General features: G+C 60.8%; 19 protein-coding genes. 13 read left to right on the plus strand and 6 right to left on the minus strand.

Translation table 11 applies throughout. The features are described from left to right. The first annotated feature begins 356 nt into the window (after positions 1 to 356). On the plus strand, positions 357 to 818 hold the full coding sequence (locus tag AC1RM7_RS15840; RefSeq protein WP_006019821.1) for a DUF5330 domain-containing protein: 462 nt from the start codon (positions 357 to 359) through the stop codon (positions 816 to 818). Positions 819 to 932: 114 nt separating this feature from the next. After that, positions 933 to 1,358: a SufE family protein gene (locus AC1RM7_RS15845; RefSeq protein WP_024921682.1), complete on the plus strand. Its 426-nt coding sequence runs from the start codon at positions 933 to 935 to the stop codon at positions 1,356 to 1,358. A 5-nt stretch (positions 1,359 to 1,363) separates the two neighbouring features. Here the strand turns inward: AC1RM7_RS15845 and AC1RM7_RS15850 are convergent, their stop codons facing one another. The 4 genes from AC1RM7_RS15850 to AC1RM7_RS15865 all read right to left on the minus strand — a co-directional run bounded on the left by AC1RM7_RS15850 (position 1,364) and on the right by AC1RM7_RS15865 (position 4,103). After that, the gene (locus AC1RM7_RS15850; protein WP_024921683.1) at positions 1,364 to 1,969 is read right to left on the minus strand and encodes a DUF6456 domain-containing protein; all 606 of its coding nucleotides are present in this window, start codon (positions 1,967 to 1,969) and stop codon (positions 1,364 to 1,366) included. Next, the gene (locus tag AC1RM7_RS15855) at positions 1,966 to 2,340 is read right to left on the minus strand and encodes a helix-turn-helix domain-containing protein (RefSeq protein WP_024921684.1); all 375 of its coding nucleotides are present in this window, start codon (positions 2,338 to 2,340) and stop codon (positions 1,966 to 1,968) included. Before AC1RM7_RS15855 ends, AC1RM7_RS15850 begins: the two co-directional genes overlap by 4 nt. Before the next feature lie 157 nt (positions 2,341 to 2,497). Beyond that, positions 2,498 to 2,911: a Ros/MucR family transcriptional regulator gene (locus tag AC1RM7_RS15860; RefSeq protein ID WP_006019817.1), complete on the minus strand. Its 414-nt coding sequence runs from the start codon at positions 2,909 to 2,911 to the stop codon at positions 2,498 to 2,500. Between the two features lie 193 nt (positions 2,912 to 3,104). After that, a complete protein-coding gene (locus AC1RM7_RS15865) occupies positions 3,105 to 4,103 on the minus strand; it encodes a hypothetical protein (protein ID WP_024921685.1) in 999 nt (332 codons plus the stop codon). Positions 4,104 to 4,541: 438 nt separating this feature from the next. Here AC1RM7_RS15865 and AC1RM7_RS15870 point away from each other — a divergent pair, with 438 nt between their 5' ends. Together AC1RM7_RS15870 and AC1RM7_RS15875 are read left to right on the plus strand one after the other, a co-directional pair. Beyond that, positions 4,542 to 6,191, plus strand: coding sequence for an ArnT family glycosyltransferase (locus tag AC1RM7_RS15870; protein WP_024921686.1), 1,650 nt, complete (start codon positions 4,542 to 4,544; stop codon positions 6,189 to 6,191). A 122-nt stretch (positions 6,192 to 6,313) separates the two neighbouring features. Next, positions 6,314 to 7,093, plus strand: coding sequence for a class II aldolase/adducin family protein (locus tag AC1RM7_RS15875; RefSeq protein WP_006019814.1), 780 nt, complete (start codon positions 6,314 to 6,316; stop codon positions 7,091 to 7,093). Positions 7,094 to 7,211: 118 nt separating this feature from the next. Here the strand turns inward: AC1RM7_RS15875 and AC1RM7_RS15880 are convergent, their stop codons facing one another. Then, entirely contained in the window at positions 7,212 to 8,612 is a 1,401-nt protein-coding gene (locus tag AC1RM7_RS15880) for a M20/M25/M40 family metallo-hydrolase (protein WP_024921687.1), read from the minus strand. 134 nt (positions 8,613 to 8,746) lie between these two features. Between AC1RM7_RS15880 and AC1RM7_RS15885 the strand changes: the two genes are divergently transcribed. Both AC1RM7_RS15885 and AC1RM7_RS15890 read left to right on the plus strand, forming a co-directional pair. Further along, positions 8,747 to 10,159 (plus strand): MBOAT family O-acyltransferase, encoded by a 1,413-nt coding sequence (locus tag AC1RM7_RS15885; RefSeq protein ID WP_024921688.1) that lies wholly within the window; start codon positions 8,747 to 8,749, stop codon positions 10,157 to 10,159. A gap of 4 nt (positions 10,160 to 10,163) precedes the next feature. Continuing rightward, on the plus strand, positions 10,164 to 11,357 hold the full coding sequence (locus AC1RM7_RS15890; RefSeq protein WP_024921689.1) for an alginate O-acetyltransferase AlgX-related protein: 1,194 nt from the start codon (positions 10,164 to 10,166) through the stop codon (positions 11,355 to 11,357). On the opposite strand, the gene AC1RM7_RS15895 is transcribed toward AC1RM7_RS15890, so the two are convergent. Next, positions 11,358 to 13,067, minus strand: a complete 1,710-nt coding sequence (locus AC1RM7_RS15895) for a helicase HerA-like domain-containing protein (protein ID WP_024921690.1) — start codon at positions 13,065 to 13,067, stop codon at positions 11,358 to 11,360. Between the two features lie 487 nt (positions 13,068 to 13,554). On the opposite strand from AC1RM7_RS15895, the gene AC1RM7_RS15900 reads away from it, so the two are divergent. The 7 genes from AC1RM7_RS15900 to AC1RM7_RS15930 all read left to right on the plus strand — a co-directional run bounded on the left by AC1RM7_RS15900 (position 13,555) and on the right by AC1RM7_RS15930 (position 18,606). Then, complete coding sequence (locus AC1RM7_RS15900; RefSeq protein WP_024921691.1) at positions 13,555 to 13,920, plus strand: hypothetical protein; 366 nt, start codon at positions 13,555 to 13,557, stop codon at positions 13,918 to 13,920. 26 nt (positions 13,921 to 13,946) lie between these two features. Further along, the gene (locus tag AC1RM7_RS15905) at positions 13,947 to 14,369 is read left to right on the plus strand and encodes a DUF4332 domain-containing protein (protein WP_006019808.1); all 423 of its coding nucleotides are present in this window, start codon (positions 13,947 to 13,949) and stop codon (positions 14,367 to 14,369) included. A gap of 106 nt (positions 14,370 to 14,475) precedes the next feature. Next, complete coding sequence (gene folP, locus AC1RM7_RS15910; protein WP_024921692.1) at positions 14,476 to 15,330, plus strand: dihydropteroate synthase; 855 nt, start codon at positions 14,476 to 14,478, stop codon at positions 15,328 to 15,330. Beyond that, on the plus strand, positions 15,327 to 15,692 hold the full coding sequence (folB, locus tag AC1RM7_RS15915) for a dihydroneopterin aldolase (RefSeq protein ID WP_006019806.1): 366 nt from the start codon (positions 15,327 to 15,329) through the stop codon (positions 15,690 to 15,692). The genes folP and folB overlap by 4 nt, the downstream gene beginning before the upstream one ends. Before the next feature lie 6 nt (positions 15,693 to 15,698). Further along, on the plus strand, positions 15,699 to 16,190 hold the full coding sequence (gene folK / locus AC1RM7_RS15920) for a 2-amino-4-hydroxy-6-hydroxymethyldihydropteridine diphosphokinase (RefSeq protein ID WP_006019805.1): 492 nt from the start codon (positions 15,699 to 15,701) through the stop codon (positions 16,188 to 16,190). A gap of 84 nt (positions 16,191 to 16,274) precedes the next feature. After that, positions 16,275 to 18,137 (plus strand): methylmalonyl-CoA mutase family protein, encoded by a 1,863-nt coding sequence (locus AC1RM7_RS15925; RefSeq protein WP_024921693.1) that lies wholly within the window; start codon positions 16,275 to 16,277, stop codon positions 18,135 to 18,137. 4 nt (positions 18,138 to 18,141) lie between these two features. After that, positions 18,142 to 18,606, plus strand: coding sequence for a GFA family protein (locus tag AC1RM7_RS15930; RefSeq protein ID WP_024921694.1), 465 nt, complete (start codon positions 18,142 to 18,144; stop codon positions 18,604 to 18,606). The last annotated feature ends 32 nt before the right edge of the window (positions 18,607 to 18,638 follow it).

The raw sequence follows: 18,638 nt of genomic DNA on the forward strand, positions 1-18,638 counted from the left end.
TAAGCGAACGCTAAGGCGCGCTGCCGATAGCAAGTTACGCCGCTCGAATGCGCTGTTTTCGCGGACAATCGGCGATTTCATCCGGCCGAATGGTGAACGCGAAGTTTCCATGCGGCGCGTTATGGTTTCGAAATCGTGCATGGGCCGCGGCCACAGCCGCGTCATTCGAAGCGAAATATTGCTCTTATCAATCGAAAATTTACGCCAAATCAAACCATTCAAATTTTAGACAGCGCAAGAACCGGAGATTTATCCGCGTCTGATACGACACGGGATGATTGCGAGATCAATCGCAACGGGGCGGAGTGCTTCATTGTGTGAAGCCACTCCGGTGAAAGCGACTAACGGGGTGTGAGATGTTTTTCCTCCTTCGCATGGCGTTCTGGCTGGGGCTGGTGCTTGTGCTGCTCCCGACCGACAAGACGCCCGATTCGGACAAGGGTCCGCAGATCGGCGCGTCGGAAGCTATTTCGGCAGCCACCGCGGCCGTGTCCGACATGAGCCAGTTCTGCAACCGTCAGCCGGCGGCATGTACCGTGGGCGGACAGGCGGCGACGGTGATCGGCGAACGCGCGCAGTCCGGCGCCAAGAAGGTTTATCAGTTCATCACCGACAAGGCCGAGAAGAACGAAAAGAAGGCGCCTGATCCCCTCGACAAGGCCGGCAAAAAAGCACCTGATCACACCGGCTCCATTGGCACGCCGGATGACAGCGAGGTCGGCGGACCGGAGATCGCGGCGGTCGTGCATCAGACGTTGACGCAGGACGACCTTGCGATCGACTGGCAGCCGCCAGCCGGGGGACCGGCGGGTCCATAAGACCACCGACAGGCGATTCCGGGCCGAAAAAGGCCCGGAACTTATAGCTATCGATGTCTCGCGATCTCATATAAGGCTCGGACGAGACCTTTTGATATGAGCACGCGGACCGCCATGACCATCGACGAAATCAGGGACAATTTCGAACTGCTCGATGAGTGGGACGACCGCTACCGCTATGTCATCGAGCTTGGCCGCACGCTGGCCCCGATGTCCGATGCCGAGCATTCCCCGCAGAACAAGGTTCAGGGCTGCGCCAGCCAAGTCTGGCTGTCGCGTGACATCGACCGCAGCGGCGACGAGCCGGTGCTGAATTTCAAGGGCGACAGCGATGCGCATATCGTGCGCGGACTGATCGCGATCCTGCTGACAATCCAGTCCGGCAAGACGGCGCGCGAAATCCTGGACACCGATCCGATCTCGATCTTCGACGAGTTCGGATTTCGCGAACACCTGACGCCGCAGCGCTCCAATGGGCTGCGCGCCATGGTGGAGCGGATCAAGAACGACGCCCGCGAAACGCTCGCTTCTGCCTCTTAAGATAACTACGGCGTGAAAGCCGCGTCATCCGCAAGCCAGGTCCTGATCGAACCGCCGGTGCCGTGCGCATCGCTGCGCAATCCGTAATGACGCGCCAGCCGGTCGAGCGCCAGCTGCAGCACAACCTTGGCCGAACGTGACGGCCAGCCGCGCTCACGCTCGACATCCTCGAGTCCTCGCAAAAAGCAGCAGACATCGAGCAGAAGCCCGGAGAATTCCGGTCCGCAGGCTTCCAGCGCCAGACGCACGCGCTGGCGCGACGCAACGATCAGATCCGTCATGTCGCTGCCGCCGCCCGATCCTTTCGTCCGGCCGATACCGGTCCAGCTCGACGTCACGCGCGGCGTCATGTGTCCGCGGGTGAAATCCGCGCGCAGGCGTTCACCCGCGATGAACTGATCCGGTCCGATCATGGCGCGCCCATCACGTCCTTTGCGGCGCGCCAGCCACGCCAGCGGGCTTTCGCTGTCATTCACAAGGACCTGGGTCACGCCGGTCTCCGTCATAAGATCGCGCGTTGCGAGGTCGAGATGCTGTGCTCGGAACACGTCAACCGCGTCACCGGGAACCTGCGTGGCCGATTGCCGGGTCTTGCTGTCCTGCCGCTTCATCGGACGTCTCCGCCGGCCGCCGCGCGGCAGATCAGTTCGAGTGTCGCGACACGGCAATCGAACCAGATGTCGTCGCGGCCATCTTCCACGACGCGGCATGCATGGGCGACGGTGGTCCGGTCGCGTCCGAAGGCGTGTCCGATGATCTCGAAACTGAGCCCAAAGCCGATATGGGCGAGGTACATCGCGATCTGCCGCGCGAAGGCCATGCGCTGAGAACCGCGCAGACCGGTTTCAAGAGCGGCAGCGTCGAGACCGAAATCCAGTGCGACACAGGCCGCAACCAAACGGCAGATCTCGTTCGGATGCGGTTCACCGGTGCTGGATTGCGGCGGAGAAAAAGGGAGAGCAGGCGGCTGGAAATCGAGCATCGAAACCTCACTAGGATTTTATACCTATATCCTAGCGACGATGCCAACAGCGGGGATAGCGATCCCCGAAAAAATATAACAGCCGTCCGGACTTGACTCCGGGAATCTCAAATGTGGAATTATTCCTAAGCTGTGGCAAGCCTGTAGTTTTCAGGCCCTATTTCCGGCGCCGGCGCTGCTGGCCAAGACCCATCTTCTTGGCAAGCTGGGACCGGGCCACCGCGTAGTTCGGGGCCACCATCGGATAGTCGGCCGGAAGGCCCCATTTCTCGCGGTACTGCTCGGGGCTCATGTTGTACTGCGAGCGCAGATGTCGCTTCAGGGACTTGAAGCGTTTTCCATCTTCCAGACACACGAGGTACTCCGACGTCATCGACTTCTTGATGGAAACCGCCGGTTTGGCCGGCTCCGCCTGGGCTTCCGTGCCGGAGTTTGAAACCCGCACAAGTGCTGCGTGAATCTGACTGATAAGGGCCGGGATTTCAGCCGCGGTGGTCGCGTTGTTGCTGACATAGGCGGAGACGATCGAAGCGGTCAGGTCGACAAAGCCCTTGGGGGTGGTTTCGCTCATCGTGATGTCTTTCAAATCCGCAAATCAGATGACAGTCGAAAAGCTCTGGCGCCCAAGCAAAGGGCCGCCTGTCGACAGTTTCGACGTCATCTATACTTGCAAGTATGAGAGATTTGCTGCCGCACTGACAAGGACAACAAGAATACCGGCGTGTATTTATTTACGCTCGGGAACGGCCGTCTGTTTGCCGGGATCAGCCGCGCTGATCCAGATGCGCGCGCAGTTCGTCGATCGACGCAAACCGCACCATGCCTTCAGGCATCTGCGCCTCGATCGATCCGTCGGAATACAGCGAATACGCCATCGAATCGACGACTCCCGACTTCACGATAGTGACCGACGAGGCATCCGCTCGCCGCGGCGGCTGGAACCGCTCGCGGACAGGCTCCGGGGCGTCATGATCGGAGGCAGGCGGCGGCGCGCTCCGTTCATTTCGAGGCAAGGGTGAATCCTGCCGCCCCTTATCGGATTCAAGCCGCGAACTGGGCCAGGCGCTGTCGAATGCGCCTCGCGCCTCCGGTTCCGGCTCGTGACGCTCGAAATCCTCCGCCGCCGGCCTGTCGGCGCTGTCGTCCTGCGGTGAGAGATCGCGCGGGGGCAACTCGCGCGCCTTATCGCGCCGGTGCGACGAGAACATGATGTTGCGGCGCTGGCGCGCAGGCGTTTCCGCCGGAGGCTCGAATGATTCCGTGGCAGGCGCAGGATTGCGCGCGCGGGTGACCGGATGCTCCGGCCATGGCGCCGGCTCATGCGCGCCGAGCGGCGCACGGCCGTGATCGTCGCGGCTGTCGTCGCCGAAATCATCCCGGTCCTGCGCTCCATCGCGCGGCTGATCGCGGGTAAACAACGTGTCTTCGCGGGCGGGCCTTGGGGGCATCGGACGCGGCGTCAGCGGCGGTTCAGGCAGGGTTCGCGCCGGGCGAATAGGCGGAACAGAAGGCTCGATCTCACCGGCCGGCTCGCGCGGCAACACGGCTGGCGCCGGCAGACCGGTTTCCAGACGGCGCGCCAGGTTCCGGAATTCCCGGCCAACGAAATAAAGGCCGATCAGGACCAGCCCGGTGCAGGACACCACCGCCCCGGCCAGGATCATCGTGTTGCCGAAACTGAATTCCTTGATCGGAATTCCGAACACGACCGTCAGAAGGCCGATGCAGAGGATGACCGTTCCGCCGATCAATAGCGCAATCATTACAAGCTCCAAACCCGCGCTAGTGATCCGGTTCTGACATTCGGATCGAATCTCTCCTAGGCACTTTTACGCATATCAGAACCAAAGGATCCCCTAGAATGATAGGTTTGCCGGTGTCCGTTTGGATCCGGCGGACTCACAGGGGGAGTTCCATAATAGTTTCAAGTCAGCGCATTACCAATTGGTAATTGAATGCTTTTTCGACGAAAGATGCCTCGTCGGTCAGGCGCCGTTCAGGTTCAGAACCCCAACCTGCCCCGCGTGCAAAAAAGCTTTCGGAGCAGGGTTGTTTTACCCTGGTTGCAAATGTTGCAACGCAATTAGAGAAAATACGCCATATTTGGCAATTACCTGAACACCGATCTGGGATACAAGGTTCCCGGGAAAGCCTGCCCGGGAAACATGCAGGCACGGGAACGGCTGGATTCATTAGCTGAGATGTCATCGATAACAACTTCGGCCCTCGACACGCCAGCCGGGCGCTCGATCGAGCAGACGTGTGACGATCTTGCGCTTGCCGTGCTGGCAGTTCTCGCGGTCGTCGCAGGCCTGACGTTCCGCGACTACGGTCTGGGCTGGGATGACTACACACACGCGGAATATGCCGATCTGCTGCTGAAGATGTTCGGCAGCGGCTTCACCGATACCAGCGCGCTGTCGTTCGCCAACCTCTACATGTACGGCGGCGGCTTCGACATGGCGGCCGCGCTCCTGCACAAAGTCATTCCGCTCGAACTGTTCGAGACGCGGCGCCTTCTCGGCGCCATCGTGGGCCTGATCGGCATCGGCGTGACATGGCGGCTGGCGCGGCGCGTCGGCGGACCGGTGGCCGGTCTCGCAGCGATCGTCCTGCTCGCCCTGTGTCCGACGTTCTACGGACACATGTTCATGAATCCGAAGGATGCACCCTTTGCCGTGGCAATGGTGATCCTGATGCTCGGGCTGGTGAGGCTGGCGCAGGAGTATCCGTCGCCCAAGCCTCATACGATCCTGATCATCGGTCTGGGTGCGGGTCTATCGATCGGCTGCCGTATCCTCGGCGGACTGGCGCTGATCTACGCTGCGATCGGATTTATGCCGATCTGGATTTCCGACATCCGGACCCATGGCCTGCGCGAAGCCGCACACCGGCTCGGTCATGTCGTTTATGTTCTGCTGCCCGGCGTACTTTTGGGCTATCTGATCATGGGCCTCGTGTGGCCGTGGTCGATCATCGACCCCGCCAATCCGTTCCGCGCGCTGACGTACTTCTCGCATTTCTTCGAGAAGCCATGGAAGGAACTGTTCAACGGCGCGATCGTCTCCGTGCCGGACATGCCGTGGTCGTATCTGCCGACGCTGTTCGCACTCCAGCTTCCCGAAGTGTTGCTCGGCCTGCTCGGCGCCGCCGTCGCCGGCACATTCGTTGCGCTGATGCGCTCCAACGTCGATACCCGGCGCAAGAGCATTATGCTGATGCTGACGCTGGCGGCGACGCTTCCGCTCATCATCGCGATGGTGAAGCGTCCGGCGCTTTACAACGGCATTCGCCATTTCATCTTTGTCATCCCGCCGATGGCCGTTCTCGCCGGCGTTGCCTTTGCCACGATCATCGGCTGGCTGAAGGAACGCAGCCGTCCCGCGCAGGCCGTGTTCGCAGCGGTATTCTTGCTGGGGCTGATGCTGCCGCTCAACGAGATGATCCGGCTGCATCCCTATCAGTACACGCACTTCAACCACATCGCGGGAACGGTTCGCGCCGCCGACGACCGCTACATGCTCGACTATTGGGGGCTCGCGCTCAAGCAGGCGTCCGAGGGGCTGCGGCAGGAGATCGAGGAGCGTCAGGAGCCTGCGCCCCGGAACCGCAAGTGGCGTGTCGCGGTGTGCGGTCCGCAGCGTCCGGCACAGGTCGCACTTGGCCCCGATTTCACCATCGGCTGGGACAGCCAGGCCGCGGATTTCGCCATGACGCTGGGCGAGTTCTACTGCAAGGGACTGAACGCGCCGGTTGTGGTCGAAATCAAGCGTGACGACGTGGTGTTCGCGCGGGTGTACGACATCCGCGGCAAGAGCATCGCCAGCCTGCTCACTATTCCGGCACCCTGATCCCTGCCCGTTTCGGGTTCGCGGCATGGCGCCCCTGCGGGCGTCGCATGTTGCGATAGCGGTATCCCGGGACTAGGCTCCTCCCCGAGCAAGATCAAAACAAATCGCGGGAGAAAATCGCCATGTCACCGGCTGAAGCACGTCTCAAGGAAGTCCAATCCAACATGGTTCCCGGTGAGTGGGAGCAGCGCGTCAATCTCGCCGCGGCCTATCGCCTTGTTGCGTATTATGGCTGGGATGATCTGGTGGATACGCACATCTCCGCCCGCGTCCCCGGTCCAGAACATCACTTCCTGATCAATCCCTATGGCCTGATGTTCGACGAGATCACCGCATCGAGCCTGGTGAAGGTCGACCTCGACGGCAACCAGCTCACCCAGAGCGAATACAGCATCAATCCCGCCGGCTTCACCATTCACTCGGCGATCCACGAAGTTCGCGAGGACGCCGGCTGCGTTCTGCACCTTCACACGCCCGACGGCACCGCGGTTGCAAGCTGCATGGAAGGGCTGTTGCCGCTGAACCAGACCGCCCAGCTCGTCACCGGCGACCTCGCCTATCACGACTACGAAGGGATTGCGCTCGACCACGACGAACGCCCGCGCATCCAGAAGGATCTCGGCACCAAGAACCATCTCTTGCTGCGCAATCACGGCACGCTGACAGTCGGACGTTCAGTCGCTTCCGCATTCGAGCGCATGTTTCATCTTGAGCGCGCCTGCACGATGCAGGTCCGCACCCGCATGCTCGGGCCGACCGCTTACCCGGTCGAAAAGCTTGTGATCGAGAAAAACGAAAAGCTGGTCAGTGACCCGGATCGTTCGGAACTGCGCTCAACCAAGCTCGTCTGGCCGCCGCTGCTGCGCAAGCTCGACCGGCTCGATCCAAGCTACAAGACTTGACAGGATCGGCCTCGGATATAGATTCCATCCGTCAGCCTCTACACTGACAGAGACTAAAAACGCCGCCCAATTCCGGGCGGCGTTTTTGCGTTTGGCGGATGCTTCAGCATCGACCGCCTCAGCGCGGGGTGTCGGCAAACGCCGCAAGAATGCGCGCCCACGAGCGGATACCCTTGTGGAAGCTCTTCAGGTCGTACTTCTCGTTCGGCGAGTGGATGTTGTCATCCTCGAGGCCGAACCCGATCAGCACCGTGTCGAGTCCAAGCGTCTTCTTGAAATCCGCAACAATCGGAATCGATGCACCGGACCCGATCAACAGCGCGTCTTTGCCCCATTCATCGGTCAGCGCATGCTTTGCCGCCGCCAGCGGCTTCATGCCCCAGTCGAGCGCGATTGCCGGCGCGCCGGCGTGATCGATGAACTCAGCCGAGCAGTCCGCAGGCAGACGCGAGGTGACGAAATCCCGGAAGGCTTTGCGGATTTTCTCCGGGTCCTGTCCCTCCACCAGACGGAACGAGACTTTCGCCGATGCGTGCGCGGGGATGACTGTCTTGGAGCCTTCGCCGGTGTAGCCGCCGAAGATGCCGTTGATGTCGCAGGTCGGACGCGACGAAACCTGCTCGATCAGCAACCGGTCCTTCTCACCGGCGGGAACCGACAACCCGATCGGCTTGAGGAATGTCTCCGGCGACAGGTTGAGATTCTTCCACTGCGCGAGAATATCCGCCGGAAGATCTTTCACGCCGTCGTAAAAACCCGGAATGGTGATGTGGCCGTTGTCGTCGTGGATGCTGCCGAGAATGCGGGTCAGCACGCGGATCGGATTTTGCGCGCCGCCACCGAAAATACCGGAATGCAGATCGCGGTTCGCCGCCTTGATCTTGACCTCGTCATAGACGAGGCCGCGCAGCGACGTGGTGATCGCCGGCGTGTTCTGGTCCCACATGCCGGTGTCGCAGACCAGCACGAAGTCTGCTGCGAGGTCCTTCTTGTGCCTGTCGAGGAACGGTCCGAAATTCTTCGAGCCGACTTCCTCCTCGCCTTCGATCAGAATCGTCACGTTGAGCGGCAGTGAGCCCGTGACATTCTTCCATGCGCGGCAGGCTTCAACGAAAGTCATCAACTGACCCTTGTCGTCTTCAGCGCCACGCGCGACGATGATCTTCCGGCCATCGGCATGATTGGTGACGATGGGCTCGAACGGCGGGCGGTGCCAAAGATCGAGCGGATCGACCGGCTGCACGTCGTAGTGGCCGTAAAACAGGACATGCGCGCCGCTCTGGCCGTTGCTCTTGCCGACGATCGCCGGATGCCCGGCGGTTGGACGCACGTCGGTCGCAAAACCAATGGAGGCGATGTCCGCGGCGAGATGAGCAGCCGCCTTTTTGCAATCGTCCGCGAATGCCGGATCGGCCGAAATCGACTTGATCCGAAGCAGCGTGAACAGCCGCTCCAGGCTGTTGTCGAAATCCTTGTCGATATGGTCGAGAACGGCTGCGAGTTGCGGTGTGGCTGACATATTCGATTGGTCCTCTCGGTCGGGATGCGCCGGCATTGTCGGCCAACTGGACTCGCCCGACAATTTCTGCTTCACCCTCTATCATCTTTTATCACGCTTCTCGCGGCTTTTGTGCCCTCGAGCATCGATCGCATATGCTTTTCTACGAACCGCTTTTTCTCACAATCTTTCCGGCGCTCTATGCGTTCTATCTGCTTCTGACCGGCGCATCGGCCAAGAAGTGGACGCTGCTGATTGCGAGCACGCTGTTCTACATCTGGGGCGAGCCCGCTTTCGTGCTGGTGCTGTTCCTCTCGACTGCCATCGACTACGCGCTGTCATTTCATCTCGTCGAAGGAAATCCGGCCCGAACGCGAAAGCTGGCATTGGCGGCCGGGATTGCCGCCAATCTGGGCCTGCTCATTTTCTACAAGTATGCGGATTTTCTTGCCGCGAACATCAATCTCATCCTGTCGCCCTTTTCCGCCGGCCGCATTCCGTTGCTGCACATTGCGCTGCCGATCGGCGTGTCGTTCGTCGTATTCGAGAAGATCACCTATCTCGTGGACACTTACCGCGGCGTCTCGAAACCGGCCGACCGGTTTTCAGACTACTGCCTGTTCGTGCTGTTCTTTCCCAAGCTGCTCGCCGGGCCCATTCTCAAATACCATGAGATGCGCGACGCAATTGCGTATCCCCCGCCAGTGGTCTGGACTGATTTTCAGGAAGGGTTTCTGCGCTTCGCGCGCGGGCTGGGAAGAAAATTGTTCATTGCCGATCCGCTCGGCAGTTTCGCCACGCAGGTTTTTGCCGCAGATCCTTCAACACTGTCTCCAGGCATGGCCTGGCTCGGGCTCGCGTGTTTCACGATCCAGATCTACTTCGATTTCGCGGGCTATTCCGACATGGCGATCGGCCTCGCCCGCATGTTCGGCATCCCACTCAGGGAAAATTTCAATTCGCCTTACGCCTCCCGCTCGATCACCGAGTTCTGGCAGCGCTGGCACATCTCGCTGACCACGTGGATCCGCGATTACCTCTATATCCCGCTCGGAGGAAATCGGGAGGGTGAAGCCCGCACCTATCTCAATTTGTGGATCTGCTTCCTGCTCTCCGGTCTCTGGCATGGAGCGAGCTGGAACTTCGTGCTGTGGGGTGCATACAACGGATTGTTCCTGACTCTCGACCGGATGTTCCTGCGGAGGCTTCTCGACCGCTGCGGTGCGTTCATAGCAACTGCGGTGACCCTGTTTATTGTCATGATCGGCTGGGCGATCTTCCGTTCTGAATCGCCCGCCCATCTTGGGCCTTTCCTCGCTGCGTTGTTCGGCTCATCTTCCGCCCACACCGCGATCTCTGTTCCGGCGGAGGTGCCGTTCACGCTTGCACTCGGAGTGATCATCTCGCTGTTCCCGGCAACGATGCTGTTCGAGCCGCTCAGAAATGCCTACAAAACGCACGGCTGGCTGCGGCTTGTGACGGCGGTGGCGCTCGTGATGCTGTACGTTTTTGCCATTGCCCGCTCGGTGACGGTGCCGTTCCAGCCATTTATCTATTTCAGGTTCTGATGCCATGAACCGGCTGTCATTCTCACACCCCGTTGTCCGCGCCACATTCTGCATTCTCCTCGTGCTGCTGCCGCTGTTGACCGCATGGAATCTGGCCGTTGCACCAAATCATCCGAAACTTGAAATCAAGATCGGCCCGAAGCTGGCCGGCGTCACACGGCAGTTGCCGCTGACCTGGTCGCTGTCATCCCTGATTGACGGCAGCCTGCAGAAGGCCATCACCGAGCGTGTAACCCAGGCGCTGCCGATCCGTCCGCTGCTGGTGCGCTTCAACAACGAGCTGAAATTCGAACTGTTCGGAGAACTAACACTGCCCGGCGTCGTGCGCGGGGCGCACGGACACCTGATCGAACAATTCTATCTGGACGACTACTGCAATCGCACCGAAGACATGGTCGAGACGCGGGCCCGTGCGACTATTCCCAAGCTCAAGGCGGTTCAGGACTATTACCGCTCGCGTGGATCGGTTTTCATTTATCTGATCACACCGTCAAAGGTCGCACACTTGCCGGACTATTTTGTGAATCTCCAGGCATGCCCGAGCACGCCTGCGGCGAGGATCGAGTTCGTTCCGAGGTACGTGAACCTTCTGCGAGAGGCGGGTATCAATGTGGTCGATACCGCGACCATGATCCATTCCTTGAGAGGAAAGTACGAGGTTGAACTGTTCCCGCAGGGGGGAACCCACTGGAACGACATCGGCGGTGCTTTGGCCGCGACGGCCATTGCCGAAGAGATCAACCGGCAGGCCAACCAGACCCTCGCGCCGCCGTTCACTTTTACGTACACCATTTCCGGTGTCACCAGCGGCGTCGATCGCGAACTCGCAGACCTGATCAATGTGTTTTTTCCACCGACAGCCTATCTCACGCCGAAGGTTAAATTTCAGCACTCGGCCTCCTGCCCGGACCATCCGTCAAGCAAGCTGAATGTCGCGGTGGTCGGCAGCAGTTTCACTCACCTGCCAGCGGAAATCCTCGCACGCGACAACTGTTTGTCGGCGCTCAGCACATATTTTTATCTGAACCTCAGCCGGCACGGCGGCCAGCCCTATCGCCGGCTTCAAACCAATCTCGCTGAAAAAGATCTGAACTCCTTACGCGATGCAAAAATCCTGATCCTCGAAGAGAATGAGTCCTTTGCAGGGACCCATTCATACATCGATGCACTTCGCGAACTGCTTGCCAAGCAGCAGTAGTCAGCGCCGCAGCAGGCTACCCAGCACGTTCCTCACGATGGAACGGCCAATCGACCCGCCGAGCGAACCACCGACTGATTTGCCGATGCTGGCTGCAACATCGCCCGCGACCTTGTTGGTCACCGAACGCGTCACGCTGCGCGCGATGACCTGCCCGGTCGACATCTTCCCGCGCGGCGTATTGGTGCCGAACACCGTCCCGACAATCGAGCCGATCTGCCCGAGAACGCCCCCGCCTTCCGATCCGTCAGCACTGGGTGTGCCGACCGGCGCGGCGGTATTCGACAGGCGCTTTTGCAAAATCTCGAATGCGCTTTCCGCATCGACGGCGGTGTCGTACTTGCCCTTGACCGGGCTCGCATTCATGATCGCCTTGCGCTCGTCCGGCGTGACCGGTCCGATCCGTGCCGTTGGCGGGCGGATCATCACACGTTCGACCATCGCGGGCGTACCGTTACCTTCCAGGAAAGAAACCAACGCCTCGCCCTTGCCCAGCTCCATAATGACTTGGGCCGTGTCGAGGGCCGGGTTTGGCCGGAAGGTTTGCGCTGCCGCCTGCACCGCCTTTTGGTCACGCGGCGTGAAGGCGCGTAGCGCATGCTGTACGCGGTTGCCAAGCTGGGCGAGAATCTTGTCCGGCACATCGATCGGGTTTTGCGTGACGAAATAGACGCCGACGCCCTTCGAGCGGATCAGGCGCACAACCTGCTCGATCTTGTCCATCAGGGGTTTTGGGGCATCGTCGAACAGCAGATGCGCTTCGTCGAAGAAGAACACCAGTTTGGGCTTTGCCGGATCGCCGACTTCAGGCAGCTGTTCAAACAGTTCCGAGAGCATCCAGAGCAGGAATGTCGAATACAATTTCGGGCTCGACATCAGCTTGTCGGCGACAAGAATATTGACCATGCCGCGGCCGCTGGAGTCGGTCCGCATAAAGTCCTTGAGCTGAAGCGCGGGTTCGCCGAAAAATTTGTCCGCGCCCTGATTTTCCAGCACCAGCAACTGGCGCTGGATGGTACCGACCGTCGCTTTGCTGACATTGCCGAAAGACTGCGCGGCCTTGCGAATGTCCTGTAGCGGGTCAACGTCGTCGTCCTTCGCCGAGCCGGGCACGATGGCATCAAGCAAGGCGCGCAAATCCTTCATATCGACCAGCGCGAGGCCGTGCTCGTCGGCGACGCGGAACGCGACGTTGAGAACGCCTTCCTGCACGTCGTTGAGCTGCAGCATCTGCGACAGCAGCAACGGTCCCATTTCAGTAACGGTGGCGCGGACCGGGTGGCCCTGCTCGCCGAACACGTCCCAGAATATCGTCGAGAACTGATCCGGCTGAAACTGCAGGCCCATATCCTTGGCACGGCTGAGAATGAAGTCCTTGGCCTCCCCCACTTCCGCGATGCCGGAAAGGTCGCCCTTGATGTCGGCTGCGAACACCGGCACACCCGCGCGTGCGAAGCCTTCCGCCATGACCTGCAATGTGACTGTCTTGCCGGTGCCGGTCGCACCGGTCACGAGACCATGCCGGTTCGCAAGCCCGAGCGTCAAAAACGCTGACTGATCGCCCTTCCCGATGAAGATTGTCTTGTCGGTGTCCGCGGACGCAACGCTTCCACCACTGGCTGAAGTTGCAGCCGGGGCGGCCTTTGAGGAGGAACCACTCGTGTCGGAAACAGCCTTGTCAGAAACGGTCTTGGACGTCTTCTTGGCCATGTCTCGCCTCTCGCAGGCTTTCGATTCCGTGCGCCTGCCTCTACGGCCGCGCGTCATGCGTGATCTTGCAGGACGGAACCTGCCGGTCAACCCGCAGAATGCGCCTCTTCGCACAAGCCGATGCCGCGCCGCATTATATATGGCGTCCGGACGCTACGAATGAGTGAATACTTACCACGCGCCGTCAATTCTTGGCTTGCGTGTCTCGGCATCCTGACAATGCAGGTTGCTCCAAATCGGACAGCGCATTGAAACCAATATGGCCTCACCGCGTAATTTGAAGCCGCGATAGCCCCGATTATTGCTTTCAGCACCGCAAATGTTCGTAAAACGAGTGACGGTCTTGCATGGCTGCAACACTTCACGATCGATTGCGTCCAAACTGCGGTTTCCAAAAGCGGCATAGCTTGTAATTCGCAACGCACGCGCTCAAGATAAAATCACAAACAAAATATCCGGCAATCAACCGGAGGGCACGGGGCATTTGATGGACGAACTGGTTGACGCTCTGGCTGCAAAAGCCGGCATCGATAGGGCTGTGGCTGAAAAGGCCGTCGGTGCGATCCTGGGGTTCCTTCGCAAGGAGGGGCCGGTGGATCAAGTGCGTGCCCTCATCGAAAAGATTCCAGGCGCTGAATCCGCGATCGCTGCTGCCGGTTCCACGGGCGGCCTTGCGAGCATGCTGGGCGGCGGTGTGATGGCGCTTGGCGCCAAGCTGACGGGCTTCGGTCTTGGCATGAGCGAGATTCAAAGTCTCGGACGTGAACTATTCCGGTTTGGCCGCGACAAAATTGGCGCGGACGGAATGGGCACGATCATTGCCGAGACCCCAGGCCTTTCCAAGTTCGCGTAAAGAATTCATTTCCAAGTTCGAGTCTCATGTCTAATCCGCTTGCAGCGTATCCCCTCTCTAAAATCGACGGCCTGGGTCCGCATGCCCTGGCCAAACTCAAGGCACAGGGCATTCGCACGACGGCTGCGCTGCTCGACAGCGCCAGCACGCCGAAGGGCCGCAAGGCGCTCGCCGCCAAGACCGGCCTCAGCGAGCAGCAGCTGTTGGCCTGGGCGAATATCGCCGACTGCATGCGCATCAAGGGGATGGGCAAGGCCAAGGCCGAACTGCTGCGGGCGGCCGGCGTGGTCACCGTGCGCGAGTTCGTGCAGCGCAATCCCCAGCGGCTGGCGCAGGCGATGAAAGAAGCCAACGACAAGCGCAAACTCGTTCAGGTTCTGCCGTCGGACAAATCTGTCGCGGAACTGATCCAGCGCGCCCGCAAGCTGCCGCTGAAGATTTCGTACTGAAACGACCGGCCCACGGCTCCGGCCAATCCGGCAGACCCCGACACCTTGGGCCATATCCCCTCCGCCATCGCTTGACTCGTCAGCGGGGACCGCGCAAAGCCACCGCATGATGGCTGCCCCGTCCCGATCGAGCCCGGCCGCCTCGCAGTATCATCCGGTGCTGCGGGCCCTTTTCGTGCGGCGCTATCCCGCGGTGATGGGCGTGCTCAACATAACGCCGGATTCCTTCTCCGACGGCGGCCGGTTCATCGAGCCTGACCGGGCCCTCGTACAGGCGAAACGCATGATCGCCGAGGGTGCGGATATCCTCGATATCGGTGCAGAATCCACCCGCCCCTACGGCTCGCAACCGGTCACCGCCGCCGAGGAATTGCAGCGGTTACGGGATGTCCTGCCCGCGGTCGCTCGCCTCGGGAGTCCGGTCTCGATCGACACCATGAAGTCATCGGTAGCTGCATGGGCGCTCGGCAACGGCGCGGTCATCGCCAACGACGTATGGGGCCTGCAACGCGATCCCGATATAGCGCGGGTGATCGCCGATCATGGTGCGCCGGTGATCGTCATGCACAATCGCGACAGCGTCGATCCCGCCATCGATATTGTCGCCGACATGGTGGCATTCTTTACCCGCTCGCTCGACATCGCCGCCAACGCAAATATCCCGCGGGAGAACATCGTGCTCGACCCCGGCATCGGCTTCGGCAAAACACCGGAGCAAAGCATGATCGCGCTGGCGCGGCTCGATGATTTGAGCCAGCTCGGCCTTCCATTGCTGGTCGGCGCGTCACGAAAGCGCTTCATCGCGTCGGTCAGCCCGTCCGAACCGGATCAGCGGCTCGGCGGATCCATTGCAGCGCATCTGCTGGCGGCACAGCGCGGCGCCAAAATTATCCGCGCGCACGACGTGGCGGAAACGAAACAGGCCCTGCGCGTGGCATCGGCAATTGAGGACAAGCGATGAGCGACGTAATTTTCATCAGGGGACTTTTGATCCACGCCCGTCACGGCGTTATGGACCATGAGGCTGAAGTCGGCCAGCGGTTCGTGATCGACCTCGAACTATCCATTGATCTCGCAGAGTCTTCCCGCACCGACAAGCTCGCCGACACGGTGTCCTATTCGGACGTGGTGGCGACCGCGAGCGCAGCCTTCAAAGGTCACAACTACTATCTGCTGGAGCGCGCGGCAGGCGCAGTGGCGGAAGCGATCCTTGCAGCCTTCGTCCGCATCAGCGCGGTCAAGGTAACGGTCCATAAGCCGCACGCACCAATCGCCGCGATCTTCGACGATGTCGGCGTCGTCATTACCCGCACGCGGGCCTAAAAAACCATGGCGAGCGTCTTGATTGCTCTCGGCGGCAATGTTGGTGATGTCCGCGCCACCTTCGGCAAGGCGATCGCCAACATTTGCGGCATGACGCAGGCCGCCCTCGTGGCGCGTTCGTCGGACTATGCGACGCCGCCGTGGGGCGACGAACATCAGGAGCCATTCGTCAATGCCTGCATCGAAATCGAAACCAGCCTCGATCCGCATGCGCTGCTGTTCACGCTGCACAAGATCGAGAAGAAGTTCGGCCGCGACCGGGCCAATGAGCGGCGCTGGGGGCCACGCACGCTCGACCTCGACATCATCGCATATGATGACGTCCGCCTCGACAAGCCGGAGCTGACGCTGCCGCACCCTCGCCTGTTCGAACGGGCCTTCGTACTGGTGCCGCTAACCGAAATCGCACCGGATCGCCCGATCGCGGGGCAGACCCCGCGTCAGGCTCTCGCGCGGCTCTCGTCCGATGGCATCGAACGCTTGCCTGATTTGCAATAAACGCCTGAAACAACCATTTGGCTTGCGCGCCGCCACATGGCATTTTCCGGTCAACCAATAGCGTTCCGGGAGCTAACCTTCTGAATGTCCACTAAAACCGATGCCCTGACCTTAGCGGCTGATTTCGCCCCTGCCACTCGCGATGACTGGCGGAAGCTGGCCGACGGGGTTCTCAAGGGTGCTCCATTCGATAAGCTGGTGGGCAAGACCTACGACGGGCTGCGGATCGATCCGATCTACGAGCGTGCCCGCAATGCGACCGCCATTCCCGCGCGTCCCGCAGGCAGCCCCTGGCAGATCATGCAGCGGGTGGATCATCCCGATGCAGCGAGCGCTAACGCGCAGGCGCTGCATGATCTCGAGAACGGCGCCACCGGTCTGACGCTCGTCTTCGCCGGAGCCAACGGCGCGCGCGGCTACGGACTGCCGCCGACCAAGGAAGCGCTGGAACGCGCACTCGACGGCGTGTATCTCGACGCCGGCATCGGCATTGAGTTGGAGATCGGCCCGCAGTCGCGGGACATGGGGCAGCATCTGGCCGAATTGCTTGCTGCCCGAAAAATTTCCCCCGCGGCTGTGAATGTCCGCTTCGGTCTCGATCCGATTGGCGGCGGCGGAGTACGCGGCAGCAGCCACGGTCCGTGGGACTCCATCGCGAAGGTTTTTGGCGACAAGATTGCGAAGCTTGCGAAGCTGGGCTTTCAGGGTCCTTTCGCGCCGGCCGATGGCCGTGTCATTCACGACGCCGGCGGTTCGGAAGCACAGGAACTGGCTTACGTCCTCGCGGTTGGCGTCACCTATCTGCGCGCGCTGGAAGCGGCCGGCATTCCGCTGGACGACGCACGGCGGATGATTTACGCCCGCCTCAGCGCCGACGCCGATCAGTTTCTCACCATGGCGAAATTCCGTGCGCTGCGTCTGCTCTGGGCGCGGGTCGAGCAAAGCTGCGGACTTACCCCACAGCCGCTTTTCATTGCCGCGGATACCGCGTGGCGGATGCTCACACAGCGCGATCCCGATGTGAACATGTTGCGCGCGACCATCGCAGCGTTCTCGGCGGGACTCGGCGGCGCGAACAGCATCAATGTTCTGCCCCACACGCTGGCACTCGGACTGCCGGATGCATTCGCACGCCGTATCGCCCGGAACACCCAGCTCGTGCTGCTGGAAGAATCCAATCTCGACAAGGTTTCCGATCCGGCCGCAGGATCGGGCGGAATCGAAACACTCACCAGGCAGCTTTGCGAAGCCGCATGGACGCAGTTTCAGGATATCGAAAAGGCCGGCGGCCCGTTTGCCGCGCTCGAAAAGAACATCATTCAAGGCAAAGTGGCCGCAGTTCGCGCCGCGCGCGACGTCAATATCGCCAGGCGCAAGGATGTGTTGACCGGAGCCAGCGAGTTTCCGAACCTTCACGAGAAGACACCGGCCGTGCTCGATGCCAAACCGGTGACGGGGCTGTTGCCGGATGACATCGTGATCCGGTTCGATGCGCTCGCGCCCATTCGGCTCGCAGCACCTTTCGAGGCGCTGCGCGATCGCTCCGATCAGATGTCGAAGACCGGCAAGCGCCCAAAGATGTTTCTGGCCAATCTCGGCACCGCTGCCGATTTCACTGCGCGGGCGACCTTCGCGAAAAGCTTTTTCGAGACCGGCGGCATCGAGGCCATCGATACCGAAGGCTTCTCCGATCCGGCGGCGCTCGCTGCGGCTTTCAAGTCGTCAGGCGCAGCGCTCGTCTGCCTCTGCTCGTCCGACAAGGTCTATGCCGCGAGTGCCGAGGCCGCCGCGAAAGCTCTTCACGACGCCGGCGGAAAACATATCTATCTGGCAGGCCGGCCCGGCGAACTCGAAGCGCCCCTACGCACTGCGGGCGTCGGCGATTTTATCTTTGCGGGAGGCGACGCCCTCGCAACGCTCAAGGCGGCCTACGAACGAATTGGGTGAAGCCATGAAGGAACGAGTTCCTGTTCTGACCGGCGGTTGCCAATGTGGCGCGGTGCGCTTTGCGTCGTACAGCAATCCGGGGCGGATCAGCGTCTGCCATTGCCGGATGTGCCAGAAGGCTGTGGCCGGACCATTCGCCTGTTTCGTTGAAATCCCCCATGGCGACTTCGCGTGGGCGCGCGGTATGCCAGGGACGTTTCGCTCGTCATCGATAGCTGAACGTGATTTTTGCAAGGCCTGCGGAACACCGCTGAGCTATCGCAAGCTGAATGGCTCGGTGATCGAGCTTCTGACCGGCGCTTTCGATCGCCCGGACCGCGTGATTCCGACCTATCAGATTGGCATTGAATCGAAGCTCGCCTGGGTCGCCCATCTGCACAACCTGCCGGGTAAAACGACAGCCGAATCATGGGGTTCTGCCGAGGCGGGCAGCATTGTCAGCTATCAGCATCCGGACCATAATACGTGAGCTGCGCATCAACGCTCTGATCGCGCAAAACT

The organism is Afipia sp. GW822-FHT03D08 (assembly GCF_058801645.1).

Excerpts from the sequence above, each read along its gene's own strand:
- AC1RM7_RS15840 (WP_006019821.1), top strand. The coding sequence starts at position 357 with ATGTTTTTCCTCCTTCGCATGGCGTTCTGGCTGGGGCTGGTGCTTGTG.
- AC1RM7_RS15845 (WP_024921682.1), top strand. The coding sequence starts at position 933 with ATGACCATCGACGAAATCAGGGACAATTTCGAACTGCTCGATGAGTGG.
- AC1RM7_RS15850 (WP_024921683.1), bottom strand. The coding sequence starts at position 1,969 with ATGAAGCGGCAGGACAGCAAGACCCGGCAATCGGCCACGCAGGTTCCC.
- AC1RM7_RS15855 (WP_024921684.1), bottom strand. The coding sequence starts at position 2,340 with ATGCTCGATTTCCAGCCGCCTGCTCTCCCTTTTTCTCCGCCGCAATCC.
- AC1RM7_RS15860 (WP_006019817.1), bottom strand. The coding sequence starts at position 2,911 with ATGAGCGAAACCACCCCCAAGGGCTTTGTCGACCTGACCGCTTCGATC.
- AC1RM7_RS15865 (WP_024921685.1), bottom strand. The coding sequence starts at position 4,103 with ATGATTGCGCTATTGATCGGCGGAACGGTCATCCTCTGCATCGGCCTT.
- AC1RM7_RS15870 (WP_024921686.1), top strand. The coding sequence starts at position 4,542 with ATGTCATCGATAACAACTTCGGCCCTCGACACGCCAGCCGGGCGCTCG.
- AC1RM7_RS15875 (WP_006019814.1), top strand. The coding sequence starts at position 6,314 with ATGTCACCGGCTGAAGCACGTCTCAAGGAAGTCCAATCCAACATGGTT.
- AC1RM7_RS15880 (WP_024921687.1), bottom strand. The coding sequence starts at position 8,612 with ATGTCAGCCACACCGCAACTCGCAGCCGTTCTCGACCATATCGACAAG.
- AC1RM7_RS15885 (WP_024921688.1), top strand. The coding sequence starts at position 8,747 with ATGCTTTTCTACGAACCGCTTTTTCTCACAATCTTTCCGGCGCTCTAT.
- AC1RM7_RS15890 (WP_024921689.1), top strand. The coding sequence starts at position 10,164 with ATGAACCGGCTGTCATTCTCACACCCCGTTGTCCGCGCCACATTCTGC.
- AC1RM7_RS15895 (WP_024921690.1), bottom strand. The coding sequence starts at position 13,067 with ATGGCCAAGAAGACGTCCAAGACCGTTTCTGACAAGGCTGTTTCCGAC.
- AC1RM7_RS15900 (WP_024921691.1), top strand. The coding sequence starts at position 13,555 with ATGGACGAACTGGTTGACGCTCTGGCTGCAAAAGCCGGCATCGATAGG.
- AC1RM7_RS15905 (WP_006019808.1), top strand. The coding sequence starts at position 13,947 with ATGTCTAATCCGCTTGCAGCGTATCCCCTCTCTAAAATCGACGGCCTG.
- folP (WP_024921692.1), top strand. The coding sequence starts at position 14,476 with ATGATGGCTGCCCCGTCCCGATCGAGCCCGGCCGCCTCGCAGTATCAT.
- folB (WP_006019806.1), top strand. The coding sequence starts at position 15,327 with ATGAGCGACGTAATTTTCATCAGGGGACTTTTGATCCACGCCCGTCAC.
- folK (WP_006019805.1), top strand. The coding sequence starts at position 15,699 with ATGGCGAGCGTCTTGATTGCTCTCGGCGGCAATGTTGGTGATGTCCGC.
- AC1RM7_RS15925 (WP_024921693.1), top strand. The coding sequence starts at position 16,275 with ATGTCCACTAAAACCGATGCCCTGACCTTAGCGGCTGATTTCGCCCCT.
- AC1RM7_RS15930 (WP_024921694.1), top strand. The coding sequence starts at position 18,142 with ATGAAGGAACGAGTTCCTGTTCTGACCGGCGGTTGCCAATGTGGCGCG.